The organism is Haloactinospora alba (genome assembly GCF_006717075.1).
Lineage (GTDB): Bacteria > Actinomycetota > Actinomycetes > Streptosporangiales > Streptosporangiaceae > Haloactinospora > Haloactinospora alba.
This window is the reverse complement of sequence record NZ_VFQC01000001.1, coordinates 1,514,936-1,532,742: the sequence shown is the minus strand read 5'-3', so window position 1 is coordinate 1,532,742 and position 17,807 is coordinate 1,514,936. Positions and strand designations below refer to the sequence as shown.

Sequence of the window (17,807 nt, the reverse complement as noted above, 5' to 3'; positions counted from 1 at the left end):
CACCCGCTCCGGGTCTCAGAACTCCCGGTAGGGAAGGTACTTCCCGTCGAGGGTGATCACCACGCGTTCCCCCTCCGAGTCCTCGGTCCTGTCGACATCCATCCGAAAGTCGACAGCGCTCATGACGCCGTCACCGAACTCCTCCCGAACCAGCTCGTTGACCGCGCCACCGTAGAGCTGGACGATTTCCTCCAACCGGGTGGTGACGGGCTCACCGGGGTCCAGGGACTCGGTCCCGCGCACGGGCGGTAGCTGCAACGCGTCCCGGATCGCCTCGTCCAGACCCAGCAGCTTTCCCACCGTGATGGCCTGCTCCTTACTTATCGTGTGTCGGCCGAGAAGCGCAGCCGCGGTCCACACCTTGGAACGGTCCAGCTCCTCGGCGATCCGGGCCCAGGTGATCCCTTTCCTACGTTTTGCTTCCAGAACAGCCTGCGCGGCTTCGGAGCGGCCGATGGGGTCGAGGCGCTGGATGGTCACGATTCACCTCCTGGGACGGCCAGGGTCGGAAACCCGGTGTGTGCGTCCCAAATCTAGGAAGTGCTCCGGCCGGGTATCCAGGTGTCACGCCTCCTGTTCGAGGGATACGCCGAGAGCGGACGGAAACCCGGCCCAGCACCCCTTCCGGTTTCGGCTGGTTCCTCTCAGCCGTAAGCCCGCTCCGACAACCAGGAGGACGCAACGCGCCATGCCTCGTCTTCGGGGTCGATGACCGCGAAGTGATCCGCTCCGGAGGCTTCCCGGTAGGTGACGGGATCTCCGGCGCGGTGGGCGGCCTCAACGTAGGAACGGCTCTGTTCGACCGGGACACGCTGGTCAGCCGTCCCGTGTAGGACGAGTTGTGTCACTCCCAGGGGAAGGCGGTACAACGGCGAGGCCTCCTCTGCGACCGTCTCCCCCGCCGCGGGTCCGAGGAAGTCCGCGACCGCGTCCTCCCCGAGGCCGTCCCGTGCGCTGGTTACCAGGTCAGTGACCGGAGCCAGGGCGACCACCCCGGTCAACGGTGATCCGGGAGCGGCGAGCAGTCCGAGATGGCCGCCCGCGGAGTGGCCGATGGCGACGACGCCGGAGGGATGCCCCGCCTCCGTACTCCGTCCGATCCGCCACCGCAGGAGGTTCAGGGCACGACGCACGTCCTCCAGGGTCTGCGGCCAGCCACCCCCGCCCTTTCCCGTACGGCGGTACTCCACGTTCCACACCACCCACCCCTGCTGTACGAGCCCCTCGGCGAGTGGGTCCATGAGGTGCAGATCATGACGATCCCGCCACCAACCACCATGCAACAGCACCGCTACGGGCGCCGGCCGGTGCACGGGGATGCTCTCCGGATAACACGTGTGGACCACCTGGTCAGGGGAGGAACCGTAAGAGAGAGTCTCTGTGCGCATGCTGCCACCGTTTCCGCTCGGCCCATGCGTGAAAACGCACCCGAGCGTCGGCCCGTGTTCGGATGTCGCGTTCCGCCAGCACGCTCCTGAGCGGCCGGTGTCGTTCCCCGCCGCGTCAGTGCAGCGCCGACCGCCAGGGCACGGTAACGACGGCGTGGCCTATGCTGGAGGGATGGGAGCACTTTCGATTACAGGCCTGGTCGCGCTCCTCGCGGTCATGGCCGTTCCGGTCAGTATCATCCTCGGCGGTGTGGTCTACGTACTGCGGGTAGCTCGCCGCGGCCCGACAGCCACGCTGATGGCGGCCTCCCGACGTCGGGAACTCGCCTGACCCCGGAACCGGTCCCGTCTGGTGGAAGACGGCGGGGCTGGTGCGGTCGCCTCGGATGAGGCGACCGCACCAGCCCCCCGTAACGGGTCAGAGCCCGTCGGAACTCAGGAGACGTTCATCGTGTCCGGGTCGGGACCGTACCTCTGTCCCGTGTTGAGCGCGGAGACCTCGTCCATGTCCTCGTTGCTCAGCTCAAAGTCGAAGACGTCGAAATTGGCGCGTATACGCTCAGGTGTCACCGACTTCGGGATCGCGACGTTGCCGAGCTGCAGGTGCCACCGGAGGATGACCTGCGCCGGGGTCTTCCCGTGGGAGTCCGCCAATTTCTGCAGTGTGGGCTCCTCCAGGAGCTTCCCTTGCCCCAACGGACTCCACGCCTCGGTGGCGATGCCGTGCTCCCGATGGAATTCGCGCATGGCCGACTGGGTCAACCTGGGGTGCAGCTCGATCTGGTTGACGGTGGGGACGATGCCCCCTTCCTCGATGACCCGTTGCAGGTGCAACCGGTGGAAGTTGGACACACCGATCGCGCGTACCCGCCCGTCGCTGTAGAGCCGTTCCAGTGCCTTCCAGGTGCTGACGTAGCTGTCCTGCTCCGGCATCGGCCAGTGGATCAGGTACAGGTCGAGGTGTTCCATACCCAGCCGCTGCGTCGTGGCGTCGAAAGCGCGCAGCGTGGCGTCGTAGCCGTGGTCACTGTTCCACACCTTCGAGGTGACGAACAGCTCGTCGCGGGAGATCCCCGACCGCTGGATCGCTGTGCCGACCCCTTCCTCGTTGCCGTAGGCCGCTGCGGTGTCGATGCTGCGGTAGCCGGCCTCCAGCGCCGTACTGACAGCGTCGACGACCTCATCAGCGGGAACCTGCCAGACTCCGAAGCCGAGCTGCGGGATCCGCACACCGTTGTTCAGGCTCACCTCGGGAACTGTGGACATGAGTCCCTCCCCCGTCACTGCGTCTCAAAGGTCCGCCGTGCGGCAACCCCGCGCCCCACGGCCGCATTCCACTTCTGCGGGCGCTGTGAACAGCACCACTCTCCTGGTTCTGCCCTGGGTCCGAACCGCAGCAACGCGCTGTTCCCCGTCAGGACCGGCAACGCGACCGACGGGAGCCTCCCGGACAGGGAGGCCGGGACGCGGCCCCGCACACGCCGACAGAGCCACAGTGTGGACGAGAAGCACACCATCGCCGTGGGAGCCGTCCCGAACCCCGCGGCACCAGCGGCCGGCCCTCGTTGTCCCGTACAGCGCTCTCAGCGGTCGAACCGGTAGACCACACCGACCACGACCATCGCGTCATCCGCAGCGTCCAGGTCGAGTTCCCGGAATTCACCGACGGTGCCCTGACGAATGATGTATGGGGCTCCCGGCCACCGGCTCTCGATCTCACCGGCGATCGCCGTACGCGCCGCTGCGGCCGCCTGCTCCCGCTGCTGGGCGGTGTCCATCTCCGAACTGCGGTAGCAACGGGACACGACGTCGACAGGGCGCGCCTGCTCCGGGACCAGGCGGGGACGTTGGGCCAACGCTTCCAGACGCGGGCGGAGCCATTCCGCACGGCTTGTTTCCACCATGCTTCATGGTCCCTCACACACCGTACTTCTGTCACGCACCCTCAGTGACGTGTCAGCCACCGGGATTGAGGGAGCAGCACGACCACGCCCCCTCCCGGATGAACACCCGGCTGCCGGAACTCCCAGGGAAGGAACAACACCGCCCGGAGCGGAGACCCCTCACGAGCTCCTCGGCGCCGACCCCCCGAGGTCGACCACCGACACCACGGACCCACCCCACATGACCCAAAAAAGTGCGGTGCCCTGAATCAACCAGGTGCACCGCACTTTTCCGGTCGGGACGGCGGGATTTGAACCCACGACCTCTCGACCCCCAGTCGAGTGCGCTACCAAACTGCGCCACGTCCCGGGAGCCCGCAGCTCTTCGCTGCGGACAGGTAAAACTCTACCGCATTCGCGGGGGTGGTTGTGACAAGCCAACCGCGCTGGATCGCGGCGTCGGCGGCTCTGGACTCCGTCCGGTGGACGCTGTCCGACGCGAGCAGCGCCTCCGGTGCCGTGCTGGCAGGACCGAGGAGGGATGCGAAGCGGATCCTCCGCCGACTGGCGGGAGCGCCGCCAGCACGATGCCGGGGCGACGCGCAGCAGAACACGTGTCCACCGAACAGGCCCTAGCGCTTCCTGTCACGGCGGGGGCTCCCCTTGGACGCCTTGGAGCTGCCCTTCTTCTCCCGGATACGCATACTGAGCTTGATCGGTGTCCCCGCGAAGCCGAAATCCTCCCGGAGCCGGCGTTCGAGGAAACGACGGTAGCCGTCCTCCAGGAACCCCGTGGTGAACAGGATGAATTCGGGTGGCTGGGCATCGGCCTGGGTGGCGAACAGGATCTTGGGCTGTTTCCCGCCACGGACGGGCGGCGGGGTCGCCGCGACGACGTCCTTGAGCCAACTGTTCAGCTGGCCCGTGGAAACACGTGTGTCCCAACTCTCCAGGCTGGTTTCCAGCGCGGGGACGATCTTCTGCATGTTACGGCCGGTGGTGGCGGAGATGTTGACCCGCGGAGCCCACGAGACCCGGGAGAGCTGGCGGTCGATCTCTTTCTCCAGGTAGTAACGCCGCTCCTTCGTGAGCGTGTCCCACTTGTTGAAGGCCAGGACCAGTGCGCGTCCGGCCTCCATCGTCTGCTCGATCACCCGGATGTCCTGTTCGGCCAACGGCTCGCTGACGTCGAGCAGGACGATGACCGCCTCAGCGCGTTTCAGCGCCGTGGAAGCACGGATCGTCGCGTAATAGTCGGCGCCCTGCAGGGCTCGGAACCGGCGCCGGATCCCCGCCGTGTCGATGAACTGCCACGTCTTTCCCCCCAGCTCGACGAGCTCGTCCACCGCGTCCCGGGTTGTCCCGGCCATGGGGTCGACCACGACCCGTTCCTCACCGGCGATCCGATTGAGCAGGCTGGACTTGCCGACGTTGGGCCGCCCCAGCAATGCGATCCGCCTCGGCCGGTCCTCCCCGCTCGCCTCGGAGGCCGCCTCCGGCGGGAACTGGTCGACGACGGCGTCGAGCAGGTCTCCGGAGCCGCGGCCGTGCAGGGCACTGGTCGGGTAGGGCTGACCGATGCCGAGGTTCCACAACGCCAGCGCGTCCGGCTCCTGCATCCCTCCGTCGACTTTGTTCGCCGCCAGCACGACCGGCTTGTGGGTGGCCCGGAGCACTCGTGTGACGGCCGCGTCGGCGTCGGTGATCCCCACCGTGGCGTCCACCACGAACAGGATGACATCAGCGGTCTCAGCGGCGTACTCAGCCTGTTGGGCCACCGTGGCGGCCAAGCCGGTCACTCCCGTGTCCCAGCCGCCCGTGTCCACGATGGCGAACTCCCGTCCCCGCCACAGGGCGTCGTACGCCACTCGGTCGCGCGTCACCCCGGGGGTGTCCTCCACCACCGCAGAACGATGGCCGATGATCCGGTTCACCAGGGCCGACTTCCCGACATTGGGGCGGCCCACAACAGCGACTACAGGTTTGATGTCCGTGGCGGAGGAGTCTTCCCCGCCGGGAGCATCGGTTTGCTCGTTCACGTCAATCGTCTCCCGGTTACGAGGCCCCACGCGCCCAGGATGCGTGCCGTAGGGCCAGGAATACCGCCGCCGGTGCCACACCCGTCACCCGTGGAAACACACGGACGCCCCTGCGGCGCCCCGCGGGTCACGCTCCGGAAGCTTGTTCTCCCCTCCCGGAGCGGCACACGGCCGGCTGGTAGGTACGTTTTCTCTCACTGTCGGGCGCACGGACCCGACGAATCCGCCTCCGCGACCGGAACCCGTCCGGGGAGGCATCCACTGGAGCCAGCCTAGAGGGTGGAGGAGTGTTGCCGCTCCCCCGTGGCCTCGTCAGCCAGCCCGACCACGATCGCTATGACCTCGTCCAGGGTGAAACCGCTGGTTTCCAGCTCCAACGCGTCCTCGGTCCGGGTCAGCGGGGAGTCCGCCCGGTTGGAGTCGAGCAGGTCACGTTGGAGGAGCTCCGCCTGGGTCGCTGCGAGGTCCTGCGCCTGGGTCTCGTTGCCCCGGCGCTGCGCCCGGGCCTCAGCGCTGGCGGTCAGGTAGATCTTGACGGCGGCGTCGGGCGCGACGACGGTCGTGATGTCCCGCCCCTCGACGACGATACCCCCAACGGCACGCTGTGCCTCGGCGATGAGGTCACGCTGTTGGGAAACGAGCCGTTCACGTACCGCGGGAACCGCACTGACGGCGCTCACCCTGGCGGTGACCTCGGGGCTGCGGATCGCGTGGGCCACGTCCGCACCGTCGACCCGGACCGCGGGCGAGGCCGGATCGGTTCCCATGTCGAGCTCCGGCAGCCACGCCCGTTCCGCCACGGCTGCGGTGTCGCCGACATCCACGTTCCTGTCGAGCATCCACCAGGTGACCGCCCGGTACATCGCCCCCGTGTCGAGGTACCGCAACCCTCGTGACCGGGCAACACCCCTGGCCGTGCTGGACTTGCCCGACCCGGAGGGGCCGTCGATGGCGATAACGATCCCCTCAGTGTTGCCCTGCGCTCTCACGTTGGCCCTCTCACGACAGATCCGCTTGTTCCACCAGGCTAGGTTACCCGGAAGACTCCCCGTGCGGTCCGTGCCGCGTGCACGGGTCACCCGTGCACGGACCACCCGTGCGCGGCGAGCGCCTCGGACAGCCGTGGGAGTTCCGTCCCCAGTACCCAGAGCTGCGCCACTCCCACCGGCAGTCCCGGGGAGTGGTCGATGCGGACGTCCTCCACGTTGACGCCGACCTCGCCGACAGCGGCGAACAGGCGCCCCAGAGCGTTCGGCTCGTCCGGGATCACAACGGGCAGCACCGCGTACTCCGGTTCCTGTCGGACACCGTGTTTCCCCGGGATCCGCTCGTGTCCCCGCGCACCACGCTCGAGAACCCCCCACACCGCCTCCCGGTCCGGATCCGCGGCGTTCAGGGCCCGAGCCGCCCGTGCCAGGTCCGTGGCGGTCTCCTCCAGCACAGCGGCGACCGGTCGGGGGTTGTTCCGCAGGATCTCCCACCACAGCTCGGGGTCCCCTCCCGCCACCCGTGTAACGTCGCGCACCCCCTGGCCGGCGAGCGCCAGCGCCTCCTCCTCCCCGGTGAGCATCCGTGCGGCCACGGCTGAGGAGACGACGTGGGGAGCGTGTGACACCAGGGCCACAGCACGGTCGTGCGCGGCAGCGGTCAGCATGTGCGGTTCCGCCCCGCACGCACGGACCAGCTCGGTCACTGTCGTGACCGCGCCGGGATCAGCCTTACCAGTGGGGCACAACGCCCATGGCCGCCCCAGGAAAAGGTCGGCACGGGCGGCACTGGGACCGTTCTTCTCCCGCCCTCCCATCGGGTGCCCGGGCACGTAGGTCGACATGTCACACCCGTGCTGTTCCGCACGGACAGCCACACTGTCCTTGACGCTGGCCGCGTCGGTGTACACCTGAGCCAGGCCACGCCCCTGGGCCTCCCGCAGGGCGGTGGGAACGGCTGAGGGCGGAGCCGCTATGACGGCAACGTCAGCGGGGGGTGTCGGCGCCCCCGATCCGAGTACCTCCCCCGCTCCGAGCTCGTGTGCCATCCGCAACGACGCGGGGTCCGGGTCAGCCAGCGCCACCTCGACGCCGTTCTCCCGAAGTGCCAGGGCGATCGACGTTCCGATCAGGCCGGTGCCGAGCACCACAGCGTTCCTGAGCATGGGCCCGTCCCTCCCCGATCTACCCACAGTGGCCAGACACTCCCAGCGTAGAGCACTGGTGGGCGGCTCTCCGCTGCTACTGGGCGATGTCCAACCGCAGGGCCTGCGCCCCTCGCAGGTAGACGTGGTGGAGCTCGCTGCGCGGGCGCTCCGTCTCGATATGGGCCATGAGCCGCACCACACGCGGCAACGAGCCCGGGACCCCGATCTCGACGGCGCATGTCAACGGGACGTCGGTCAATCCCAGTTTGCGCGCTGCGAGGGCGGGAAACTCCGAGGTGAGGTCCGGCGTGGCCGTGAAAAGGACACTGATCACGCCGTCGGAGTCGAGCTCGTTGCGCCGGAGCACTTCGGACACCAGCTCGGTGGTCGCCTCCAACACGAGTTCCCGCTCGTCCCGTTCCACCTGCACCGCGCCACGGATCGCCCGCACTGCCACTTCTCGCCTGCCCCTTCCCGGTCGGTGTATCCGCTCACATACCAGCAGCAGTGTAGAGTTCGCTGATCTCCTTCGCGGTCAGCGCCCGCGACGTTCCGGGTTTGAGGGCGTTGAGCCCGATCGGACCGATCTCCGTACGCGCCAGTTCGGAAACCGGATGACCGACAGCCTTGAGCAGCCGCCGGACGATGTGCTTCCGCCCCTCGTGCAGCCGCACTTCCACCAGCGCCGTGGGTTCCAGGTTGTCGAGCGCCCGGAAGGAGTCCACCTTGACCCAGCCGTCGTCCAGCTCGACCCCCTTGCGGATCTGCTTCACCACACGGTTCGGCACCGGACCGGGAACCTTGGCAAGGTAGGTCTTGGAGATCTCGTAGCTGGGATGCGTCAGGCGGTTGGTCAGCTCACCGTCGTTGGTCAGGAGGATCAGCCCCTCGGTGTCCGTGTCCAGCCGACCGACGTGGAACAGGCGCTCCTCGCTCTCCGTGTAGTCCGCCAGAGTTGGCCGGCCGTGCGGATCCCACATGGTGCTGATGACACCGCGGGGTTTGTGGAGTGCGTAGTACAGCAGGTCCGGGGCCGTCGCCACGAGCATCCCGTCCACCCGGATCTCGGAACTCTGCGGGTCGACCCGGGCGCCGAAGCGTCGGACCGTGTGGCCGTCGACAGCCACCCGCCCCGACGCGATCATGTCCTCACTGGCGCGCCGACTGGCCACACCGGCCTGCGCCAGGGCTTTCTGCAGCCGGATTCCGCCGGGAACATCGACGTAGGTATCCCGGTCGGCGTCGGGTTTGTCGTCGTCGCTGGGATCGTGCTCGGAGCGCAGCGCTTCCAGGCGCTGGCGCGCGGCGACCGACAGCTCGCTCTCGCGGCCGCCGCTTCCTCCACGGTTACCGTGTGCTTTCGGCCCGCCGCTGGAGGAACGGGACGCGTTGTTCCCGGAAGGGTTCCCCCGCTGTTGTTGCGCGCGCTCGTTCGATGCGCGGGTGTCGCGGTGCGGCGGCCGCTTCTGGCCGCCGCGCGGCCCGCCCTGACCGTCATCGCGTCCGCCGCGGGAGTTGGGATTGTTACGTGGTCTGCTCACCGGTGTCGTCTATACCTTCGATATCGTCAGGCAGAAAAGGTGCGAGGTCGGGAAGCTCGTCGAGGCTACGCAGGCCGAGGCGCTCCAGGAAGTAGTTCGTCGTGCGATAGAGCGCAGCACCCGATTCCGGATCCTGCCCTGCCTCTTCGATCATTCCCCGTACTACGAGGGTACGCATAACGCCGTCACAGTTCACACCGCGAACGGCTGAGACCCGCCCGCGGGAGACCGGTTGCCGGTAGGCCACCACGGCCATCGTTTCCAGCGCCGCCTGACTCAGTCGCACCTCATGGCCCTCGGTGAGGAATCGCTCGACAACGTCCGCGCATTCGGGGCGCGTGTAGATGCGCCATCCTTCCGCCACCTGACGCAGGTCGAACCCGCGCCCCTGGGCGGAGTACTCCTCCGACAGCTCGACAAGCGTCCGGGTGACCGCCGCGACCGAAACCCCGAACGCGCGGGCGAGGTCGTACTCGGTCACCGGCTGGTCCACCACCATCAGCACCGCTTCCGCGTCACGCCGCAGGGTGGTGTTCCCGACACGGTCATCGTCCCTCTGCGTGGCTGTTTCCCCTGGCGGACTCACGCACTCTCCTCAACCTCGTTCTGCTGCTGTGCCTGCTCGTACTCATCGTCGACGGTGATCTCGCCCTCGCGCGTTCCCGTCCACGTCACGACCAGCTCTGCCAGCGGTTCGGCCTGTTCGAACTCCACGTTTCCGGAACGGAACAGTTCCAGCAGGGCGAGGAACCTCGCCACGACCTCGAAGGTACCCGCGCAGTCGGCGGTGAGTTCGGTGAACGTGAGCCGCTCCCCCCTCCGCAGCGCGTCAACGACAACAGCCCCCTGTTCCCGTACCGACGTGTGCGGTTGGTAGAGGTGCGAGACCGACACTCCCGGCGGCTCCGTGGGAGTGAGCGTACGTGCCGCCAGCGCAGCGAACTCCTGCGGGTCGAGCTTGATCAGCACGTCGGGCCGGAGGCCGGCGAACTGCGGCTCCAGCGGGACCACACGCGGGAAACGGCGCCCCTGGGTCGCCATGTAGGTGGACAACAACGCGGAAACCTGCTTGTAGGCGCGGTACTGGAGCAAGCGGGCGAACAACAGGTCCCGCGCTTCCAGCAGTTCGAGGTCGCCCTCGTCCTCGATCTCACCACGCGGCAGCAGGCGCGCCGCTTTCAGGTCCAGAAGTGTGGCCGCTACCACGAGGAAATGGCTGGCCTGGTCGAGATCCCACTGCTCGCCGTATTCCGTGATATAGGCGATGAACTCGTCAGTGACTTTCGAGAGAGAAACCTCGGTTATGTCGAGTTTGTGTTTGGATATCAGCCCGAGCAGCAGGTCAAACGGCCCCTCAAAATTCTCCAGGTGCACCTGGAAGCCACCCGCGCCTTCCGGGGTGTCATCCTCGAGGCTCATTCCGCCGCCCGCTGTTTCGTTTCCTCGTCGTTCCTTCCGGTACGCACCAGCGTCGCGCCTCCTCCCCTCTGCCGGAGGGGGCAAGGACGACGGGCCGCGCCGAAACCGTACCGGAATCCGGCCCGTTCTGACGCGCGATACTCCCGTTCACGGCGACCGGGGCCGGATGTGTAACCGTGCGCGCCCACGGCGGAAGCCGGAGGAACCGTTCCCGTTTCCGCGGGGAGGGCCGCAGCGGAACGTGACCCGGCTGTCGCGACAACGGCTGCCCGGAAGGGCACCAGGAAACCCGCACGCTTCGCTTACCCCAAGCAGGCGTGTGCCGCACGGCCAGCCGTCCTGACCCGGAGCCACAGGACAAGGGTGCGACACCCGTGTTCCGTTGCACGCCGTCGAACGGTCCACTCGCCCCGAGGACGCGCCCGGAGCCACCGTCCACTTCCCGCGGGCTGTTTCAGGCCCTGGTGTTGCCCTGGACGGTCGGCCAGCGGTCCAGCACCTCCCGTGCCAGTTCCCGGTAGGAGCTGGCACCCGTCGAGGAAGTGTCGAACCGGGTGATGGGCTCGCCCGCGACAGTAGCGTCCGGGAAACGGACCGTCCGGTTGATGACGGTGTCGTACACCTTCTCGCCGAAACCGTCGATGATGGTGGACAGCACCTCGCGGGCGTGCAGCGTCCGTGGGTCGTACATGGTGCCGAGGAAACCGTCGATGACCAGCCGCTCGTTCAGCCGCTCCTGGACTTTCTGGATCGTGTCCATCAGCAGGGCGACGCCACGCAGCGCGAAGAACTCGCACTCCAGGGGAACCATGACGCCGTCGGACGCGGTCAGGGCGTTGACCGTGAGAAGTCCGAGCGAGGGTTGGCAGTCGATGAGGATGACGTCGTAGTAGTCCGCGACCGGCCGCAGTGCCCGGGCCAGCATCTGTTCCCGGGCCACCTCCCCGACGAGCTGCACCTCGGCGGCCGACAGGTCGATGTTGCTGGGAATCAGGTCGAGTCCCTCAACGTCCGTCTTGATCAGGACGTCCTCGACTGTGACATCGCGTTGCATGAGCAGGTTGTACACGGTCAGGTCCAGCTCACGCGGATCAAGGCGCCCCAGCCCCACGGACAGCGCACCCTGGGGGTCGAAGTCGACGAGCAGAACACGTCTGCCGTACTCCGCTATCGCGGCTCCCAGATTGATAGTAGTGGTGGTCTTTCCGACTCCACCCTTCTGATTACATAGTGCTACAATCCGTGCTGGACCGTGTTCTTCCAGGGGATCCGGTTCCGGAAAGCCGTCGTGTGTCGCCTTGTTCGTATGCAGAGTCGCCCCCGTGTCGCGTGGTTGCCCCCATGGGTCGCTCGCCGGCCCATTCGCTGTTTCCTTATGGGTAGCACCGGCATTCTCAGCCGTGCGCGCACCGTCGTTTTCCGACCAGCTCACGCCCCTTGACCTCCCTATCGACCGGTCGTGACCAGGCTTGTTGCGCATGCCGGCTGACCGGCCTTCGGAAAAACGCGATTTGTCGACAACAACCAGCCGTTGTGCGGCGACTCTAGAACTTCGGTAGCACGTGGTTCAACGCGACACCCGTCGCACGGTCGCCTCCGAAAGAGCCCGGACGTTCGCCCCACAGTGCCGGTCACCAGGGTGTGTGCGCTCTCGGGTGACTCACCGCATAGACTTCCCGCAGCCGGTCGATGGTTACCAGGGTGTACACCTGGGTCGTCGTCACCGAAGCGTGTCCGAGCAGTTCCTGGACCACCCGGATGTCGGCACCGCCGTCCAACAGGTGGGTAGCGAACGAGTGTCGCAGCGTGTGTGGGGAAACCCCGCTCACTCCGGCTTGTTCGGCGGCAGCGCGCAACACGGTCCACGCACCCTGACGCGTGAGCCTTCCTCCCCGCGCGTTGAGGAACAGGGCCGAACTACCCCGACCTGACGCTGCCAGCTTCGGGCGCGCCCGAACAAGATAGGCGTCCACGGCCTCCCGGGCAAAACGCCCGATCGGAACGATCCGTTCCCGTCCGCCCTTGCCGCGGAAACGGATGACACCCATCCGGCCCTCCCCGTCCCCGGTGCCGTCCGGTTGGTACGTCTCGTCGACATCGTCCACGTCCAACCCGGTCGCTTCGGAGATCCGCGCCCCGGTTCCGTAGAGCAGTTCCAGAAGGGCCCGGTCCCGTAACGAGCGGGGGAAAGGAGTCGCGTCCGCCGCCGTCAGCAGCGACTCGACCGTCTCCAACGGCACCGCTTTGGGAAGGCGCTGGGAGGGGGCGGGAGGTCGGACCTCGCACGCGGGGTCCCGCGCCGCCATCCCCTCCCGGAACGCGAACCGGTGCAACCCCCGTACCGCGACCACGGCGCGGCTGGTCGACGTGGTTCCGAGCGCCGGCCGAGTGGCGTCGCCCTCCCGCAGTTCACGGACGAACGCGGTGACGTCGGCCTCGCTCACGTCCGCGAGCGACGCGCGTCCCATCCCGGACAGGAACTCCAAATACCGGCGGATATCGCGCCGGTAGGACTCCATCGTGTTGGCGGCGAGCCCGCGTTCCACCGCGAGGTGGTCCAGGTAGCCGCGTGCCTCCGCCGTCAGGCGGGACTCGGGTTCCGCATCCGCCGGGGTCCCGCTCTCGCTCGTAGCCATCACCACCTCACCCGCGGATCTCCCACCGCGATGATGCCACAGTGGGGCCGCCGCGCGGCGGAGACGCGGCGACGGTTCCCACGAGGGGCGGATTACTGCGCGAAAACCTCCTCGGTGGCGGGAAGCAACGAGGCGAACCCGTCACCGGCGGCCGCGGCGGCCGCGAGGATACCGATGACCGTCGCACCATTGCGCAGCCTGCCCTGCAGGACGGCCGTTCTGGCCTCTTCGAGGGGCAGCCATGCCATCGGCATGTCCGCTTCCTCATGGACACGTTCGAAACCGATCTCGGCCTCCGTGAGTTCCGTGAGACCACGAGCCAGGAAAACGTGGATACGCTCGGTGGAGAACCCCGCGGACGGGAAGAAGTCGGCGAGCTGGTGCCAGTGCTCGGCGCGGTAGCCGGCTTCCTCCGACAACTCACGCTGGGCCGTTCGGACCGGCGGCTCGCCCTCCTGGTCACGCACCCCGGCCGGTAGCTCCCACAGCCAGTGCCCTGTGGCGTGCCGGTACTGGTTCAGCAGCAGGACCCGGTTGTCGGTATCCAACGCCAGCGCCGCCGAGGCTCCGGGGTGCTCCATGTACTCACGCGGCACCACCTCCTCGCCGTCCGTTCCCGGCATCCGCAGCCAGTCGACGCGCATCGCCGTCTTGGCGCCCTGGAAAACCGTGCTGCTGCGCTCGGACTCCTTCGGTGCCCGGTGGTCGGCCACCCGCTCCCGATCATCGCCCATGCCGGCATACCCCTATCCAGTCGTACACGTCACCTGCGGCTACGCGCCGGCCTCGACCCCTGCGTTCGCCAACGCCGCGGAGACCAGGCCGGCGAACAGGGGGTGGGCACGGGTGGGACGCGAACGCAGCTCCGGATGGGCCTGTGTCGCGACGAAGAACGGGTGTTGCGACCGCGGCAGTTCGACGTACTCCACCAGGGTCCCGTCGGGCGACACACCGGAGCAGACCAGACCGTTGTCCTCGAGCTGCCCACGGTAGGAATTGTTGACCTCGTAGCGGTGCCGGTGCCGTTCGGCGGCCTCGGCCTGCCCGTAGGCCTCGCGGACGATGGAGCCCTCGGCCAGTTCCGCGACGTAGCGTCCCAGCCGCATTGTCCCGCCCATCTCCCGGTCGCCGGACATGACATCCATCTGGTCCGCCATGGTCGCGATGACCTGATCGTGTGCCTTGTCGTCGAACTCCGCGCTGTTGGCGTCAGCCAACCCGACAACGTGGCGAGCGTACTCGATCACCGCGCACTGCAGTCCCAGGCAGATTCCCAGCAGCGGGATCCGGTTCTCCCGAGCGAACCGGATCGCACCGAGTTTGCCCTCGATACCGCGCACACCGAAGCCACCGGGTATGAGGACGCCGTCGGCGCCGGAGAGCTCACGCGCAGCGCTCGCCTCCGTCGCGCAGTCGTCACTCGCCACCCACCGGATGTTGATACGGGCGGACCTCTCGAAACCGCCCGCGCGCAGTGCTTCGGAGACCGACAGGTAGGCGTCGGGCAGGTCCACGTACTTCCCGACCAAAGCGATCGTGACCTCGTGTTCCGGCTGGTGGACCCGGCGGAGCAGCCCGTCCCACTCGGACCAGTCCACGTCCCGGAAGGCCATCCCCAGTCGCCGGACGACGAACGCGTCCAGTCCCTCACGGTGCACCATCTTGGGGATGTCGTAGATGGAGGGAGCATCCGGCATCGACACCACGCCGGCTTCCTCCACATCGCACATCAGGCTGATCTTGTCCTTCATGCTCTGCGAGATGACCCGGTCGGTCCGGCACACGATCGCGTCCGGTTGGATGCCGATACTGCGCAGAGCGGCGACGGAGTGTTGGGTGGGCTTCGTCTTGAGCTCCCCGGAGGGACCGAGGAACGGCAGCAGGGAGACGTGCAGGAAAAAGCAGTTGTCCCTGCCGATCTCGTGACGGATCTGGCGCACCGCCTCGAGGAACGGTTGCGACTCGATGTCACCCACGGTGCCGCCGATCTCGGTGATGACGACATCGACGTCGGCCGTTTCCATCGCGTAGATACGCGACTTGATCTCGTTGGTGATGTGCGGGATGACCTGAACGGTATCCCCCAAGTAAGCGCCCTGGCGCTCCTTGGCTATGACGCTGGAGTAGATCTGGCCGGTGGTGACGTTGGCCGAAGCCGAGAGCTCGGTGTCCAAGAACCGTTCGTAGTGGCCGATGTCCAGGTCCGTTTCGGCCCCGTCCTCAGTGATGAACACTTCACCGTGCTGGAAGGGGTTCATCGTCCCGGGATCGACGTTGAGGTAAGGGTCGAGTTTCTGCATGGTCACGCTCAGACCCCGTGATTTCAGCAACCGCCCGAGACTGGAGGCGGTCAGACCTTTACCGAGACTGGAGACGACGCCGCCAGTAACGAAGAGATGCTTGGTGCTCGCGGCGGATGCCAAAGTGCTGCTCCCGTGGTCGAATGGCTACGGCTCGCCCACTACGGTTTGGACGGCCGTGCGGTGTCCGGCGGCGGAGCGCTGCCGCATCCGGCCGCTACCTCGGACGCCACGGGCCACCAGGATAACACTGCCCAGGGGGTGTTCGTGGTTTTTCCGGACAGGTACGCCTGCGCCCACCGGAAAGGTGATCAGGTGGGAAAGTCCCCCGCCCGGCCCAACAACGCCGGCGGCTGCATACCCAGCGCCGCTCCCAACCATTCCCCGGTACGGGCGAGTTCCCCAACATCGGCCCCGGTGCGGGCTCCGCTGCGACGCAGCATGTACGCCAGGTCCTCGGTGGCGATGTTCCCCGTGGCCGCGGGAGCGAACGGGCAGCCGCCGAACCCCCCCACACTGGCGTCGAGTACGGTGACGCCGTACTCGTGGGCGGCGAGTGCGTTGGCGTAACCAGTGTTACGCGTGTTGTGGAAATGGCACCGTAGGGTGGCGGCTGGCGCTACGGAACGCACCCTGGGCACCAGGTCTGCGACCTGACGGGGAACACCGACACCGATGGTGTCCGCCAAGGCGATCTCATCGGCCCCCGCCTCCGCCGCTCGACGGGCGATGTCAACCACCCGTTCGGGCGGGATGTCCCCCTCGAACGGGCAGCCGAACGCGGTCGAGACGGTCACGCTGACGGTAATGCCCGTCCCCACCGTGTCCGCGGCGATCCCCTCGTAGACGGACAGCATGTCCGCAACGGAGCACCCCTGGTTACGCTGGCAGAACTCGTCGCTGGCCGGAATCACGACGTTGATCTCGTCCACTCCCGCGGCCAACGCCCGCTCCAGCCCCTTCCGGTTGAGTACCAGACCGATGTAGGAGGCGCCCACGTCGCGAGGCACACCGGCCATGACCTCCTCGGCCCCCGCCATCTGGGGAACCAGGCGGGGGTTGACGAAACTCACCGCTTCGATCCTGCGCGCTCCCGCGGCCACAGCACGCTCGATGAGCTCCACCTTCTGCGCCACGCTCAGCAGCGTGTCCTCGTTCTGCAGCCCATCCCGCGGACCGACCTCGACGATGTCCACGTCCGCACGTTCCCTTACCACGGCGTCCACCCCGTTCCGTCCTTCGCGCGTCGGCTCCGGTCCGCACCACCCAACGGCGGACCCGCTGTCACCCTAATCGCCCGCCCCGCGGTACTCCGCTGCGGACTCCTCCGGGGGGGACCGCTGCCCCTTACGGGACGAACAGCGCGTCCGACCTCACCGCAGCGCCAGGGCGGGACGAACCTCCCAGGTTGTCCAGAGGGGCCGGTACCCCATCCGGTGCCAGAACGGGCCGGAAAGCGGGTTGGTGACGGCGTGGTTGGCCAGGGTCACCGCGATCCCGTGGGCGTCCAGCGCCTGGTGTGCCTGGCTCACCAGGGCGGTACCGATCCCGCGGCCGCGCTCCTCAGCAGCGACCACGCCATAACCGATATAGGCCACCGGAGCGGGGTCGACCAGGGGTGCGGCCCATCGCGCACGCTCCGGCGGTGAGACCCAGATGAGCCCCACCAGGCGACCGCCCCGTTCCGCCAGCCATATCCAGGACGGTGAGCGGTCCAGGGCCCGACGCACGACCCGCCTCGTCTGCTCCGCCGTTTCGGCCTGAATGAAGACACCACCGAAATGCTCCTCGTAACGGTGTTCCTCCATGAGCAGGCGAACCACTGGATCGAGGTCCGAGGTGTCCGCCAACCGGATGGTGACGTCCCGGGGCGGCAGTACAGGCGGTACTCCACGGCGGCTGCGCCGCGCGACGAGGGAGCTGTAAGGCTGGAGACCGTGCCGCTGTAACGGGTTGATGCCACAGATGTCGCGAGCGGGCCATGTGAGCTGGGCAGCGGACTCCTGGCCGGTACCGCCGGGAAGCGCCTCCAGCTGTTCGCGCCAGCTCCCGAGCAGGGAGTCCAGAGCCCGGCCCGGCTCCGGGCCACCCACCAGCGGGGTCAGCCAGTGCTGGTCGGGCATCCCCCACGTACGTCCCACGTCACCTGGCTGGTACCACGTGTACCGCATCGTCCCGGTAGCAACCGGTCGACCGTACTCGTCGCTCACCGTCAGCAGTGGATGAGAGCTGCCATGCGACGCTGGCTGGGGAAGCAGCGGATCGACCGCGGACCATCGCTGCGCCACCGAACGCACCAACCGGTCGAATTCGACACCCTCGGGAAGGTCCTCGTGCCGCACTTGGGCATCGTACCCACTCATCGAATGATTGGCGCGGAACCCCCGCCCTCGGGCGGGAGAGGAAGCGCCGTCCTCCTTCCTCGTGCAGGTATAACCATCCACCCGCTGCAGCAGGCGAACGTGGC

At 67.6% G+C, this 17,807-nt stretch carries 18 protein-coding genes and 1 tRNA gene; 1 reads left to right on the top strand and 18 read right to left on the bottom strand.

Features of this window, described 5'->3' with window-relative positions:
* Positions 1-15 precede the first annotated feature (15 nt).
* Both cynS and FHX37_RS06915 read right to left on the bottom strand, forming a co-directional pair.
* Positions 16-480, bottom strand: a complete 465-nt coding sequence (gene cynS, locus FHX37_RS06920) for a cyanase (protein ID WP_246062159.1) — start codon at positions 478-480, stop codon at positions 16-18.
* Between the two features lie 164 nt (positions 481-644).
* On the bottom strand, positions 645-1,388 hold the full coding sequence (locus FHX37_RS06915) for an alpha/beta hydrolase family protein (RefSeq protein WP_141922887.1): 744 nt from the start codon (positions 1,386-1,388) through the stop codon (positions 645-647).
* 172 nt (positions 1,389-1,560) lie between these two features.
* Between FHX37_RS06915 and FHX37_RS22740 the strand changes: the two genes are divergently transcribed.
* The gene (locus FHX37_RS22740; RefSeq protein ID WP_170181515.1) at positions 1,561-1,719 is read left to right on the top strand and encodes a hypothetical protein; all 159 of its coding nucleotides are present in this window, start codon (positions 1,561-1,563) and stop codon (positions 1,717-1,719) included.
* A gap of 104 nt (positions 1,720-1,823) precedes the next feature.
* Here FHX37_RS22740 and FHX37_RS06910 read toward each other — a convergent pair whose 3' ends face one another.
* From FHX37_RS06910 to FHX37_RS06835, 16 genes are all read right to left on the bottom strand, one after another.
* The gene (locus tag FHX37_RS06910; protein ID WP_141922885.1) at positions 1,824-2,654 is read right to left on the bottom strand and encodes an aldo/keto reductase; all 831 of its coding nucleotides are present in this window, start codon (positions 2,652-2,654) and stop codon (positions 1,824-1,826) included.
* Positions 2,655-2,971: 317 nt separating this feature from the next.
* Positions 2,972-3,292: a hypothetical protein gene (locus tag FHX37_RS06905; protein ID WP_246062158.1), complete on the bottom strand. Its 321-nt coding sequence runs from the start codon at positions 3,290-3,292 to the stop codon at positions 2,972-2,974.
* A 275-nt stretch (positions 3,293-3,567) separates the two neighbouring features.
* Positions 3,568-3,641, bottom strand: a tRNA-Pro gene (locus tag FHX37_RS06900).
* Between the two features lie 262 nt (positions 3,642-3,903).
* Entirely contained in the window at positions 3,904-5,310 is a 1,407-nt protein-coding gene (gene der, locus FHX37_RS06895; protein WP_141922883.1) for a ribosome biogenesis GTPase Der, read from the bottom strand.
* A 272-nt stretch (positions 5,311-5,582) separates the two neighbouring features.
* Entirely contained in the window at positions 5,583-6,299 is a 717-nt protein-coding gene (cmk, locus tag FHX37_RS06890; RefSeq protein WP_141922881.1) for a (d)CMP kinase, read from the bottom strand.
* An 86-nt stretch (positions 6,300-6,385) separates the two neighbouring features.
* Positions 6,386-7,462, bottom strand: a complete 1,077-nt coding sequence (locus FHX37_RS06885) for a prephenate dehydrogenase (protein WP_141922879.1) — start codon at positions 7,460-7,462, stop codon at positions 6,386-6,388.
* A gap of 76 nt (positions 7,463-7,538) precedes the next feature.
* On the bottom strand, positions 7,539-7,901 hold the full coding sequence (aroH, locus tag FHX37_RS06880) for a chorismate mutase (RefSeq protein ID WP_141922877.1): 363 nt from the start codon (positions 7,899-7,901) through the stop codon (positions 7,539-7,541).
* Between the two features lie 34 nt (positions 7,902-7,935).
* On the bottom strand, positions 7,936-8,985 hold the full coding sequence (locus FHX37_RS06875) for a pseudouridine synthase (protein WP_141922874.1): 1,050 nt from the start codon (positions 8,983-8,985) through the stop codon (positions 7,936-7,938).
* Complete coding sequence (gene scpB / locus FHX37_RS06870; protein ID WP_246062157.1) at positions 8,969-9,571, bottom strand: SMC-Scp complex subunit ScpB; 603 nt, start codon at positions 9,569-9,571, stop codon at positions 8,969-8,971. The genes FHX37_RS06875 and scpB overlap by 17 nt, the downstream gene beginning before the upstream one ends.
* Positions 9,568-10,404 (bottom strand): segregation and condensation protein A, encoded by an 837-nt coding sequence (locus tag FHX37_RS06865; protein ID WP_141922872.1) that lies wholly within the window; start codon positions 10,402-10,404, stop codon positions 9,568-9,570. The genes scpB and FHX37_RS06865 overlap by 4 nt, the downstream gene beginning before the upstream one ends.
* Positions 10,405-10,858: 454 nt before the next feature.
* Positions 10,859-11,836: a ParA family protein gene (locus tag FHX37_RS06860; protein WP_246062156.1), complete on the bottom strand. Its 978-nt coding sequence runs from the start codon at positions 11,834-11,836 to the stop codon at positions 10,859-10,861.
* 199 nt (positions 11,837-12,035) lie between these two features.
* A complete protein-coding gene (locus FHX37_RS06855; RefSeq protein WP_141922868.1) occupies positions 12,036-13,040 on the bottom strand; it encodes a site-specific tyrosine recombinase XerD in 1,005 nt (334 codons plus the stop codon).
* Positions 13,041-13,132: 92 nt separating this feature from the next.
* Entirely contained in the window at positions 13,133-13,774 is a 642-nt protein-coding gene (locus FHX37_RS06850) for an NUDIX domain-containing protein (RefSeq protein WP_141922865.1), read from the bottom strand.
* 39 nt (positions 13,775-13,813) lie between these two features.
* Complete coding sequence (locus FHX37_RS06845) at positions 13,814-15,463, bottom strand: CTP synthase (RefSeq protein WP_141922864.1); 1,650 nt, start codon at positions 15,461-15,463, stop codon at positions 13,814-13,816.
* Between the two features lie 188 nt (positions 15,464-15,651).
* Complete coding sequence (locus FHX37_RS06840; RefSeq protein ID WP_246062155.1) at positions 15,652-16,566, bottom strand: hydroxymethylglutaryl-CoA lyase; 915 nt, start codon at positions 16,564-16,566, stop codon at positions 15,652-15,654.
* Between the two features lie 147 nt (positions 16,567-16,713).
* Positions 16,714-17,703, bottom strand: a complete 990-nt coding sequence (locus tag FHX37_RS06835) for a GNAT family N-acetyltransferase (RefSeq protein ID WP_141922862.1) — start codon at positions 17,701-17,703, stop codon at positions 16,714-16,716.
* Positions 17,704-17,807 lie beyond the last annotated feature (104 nt).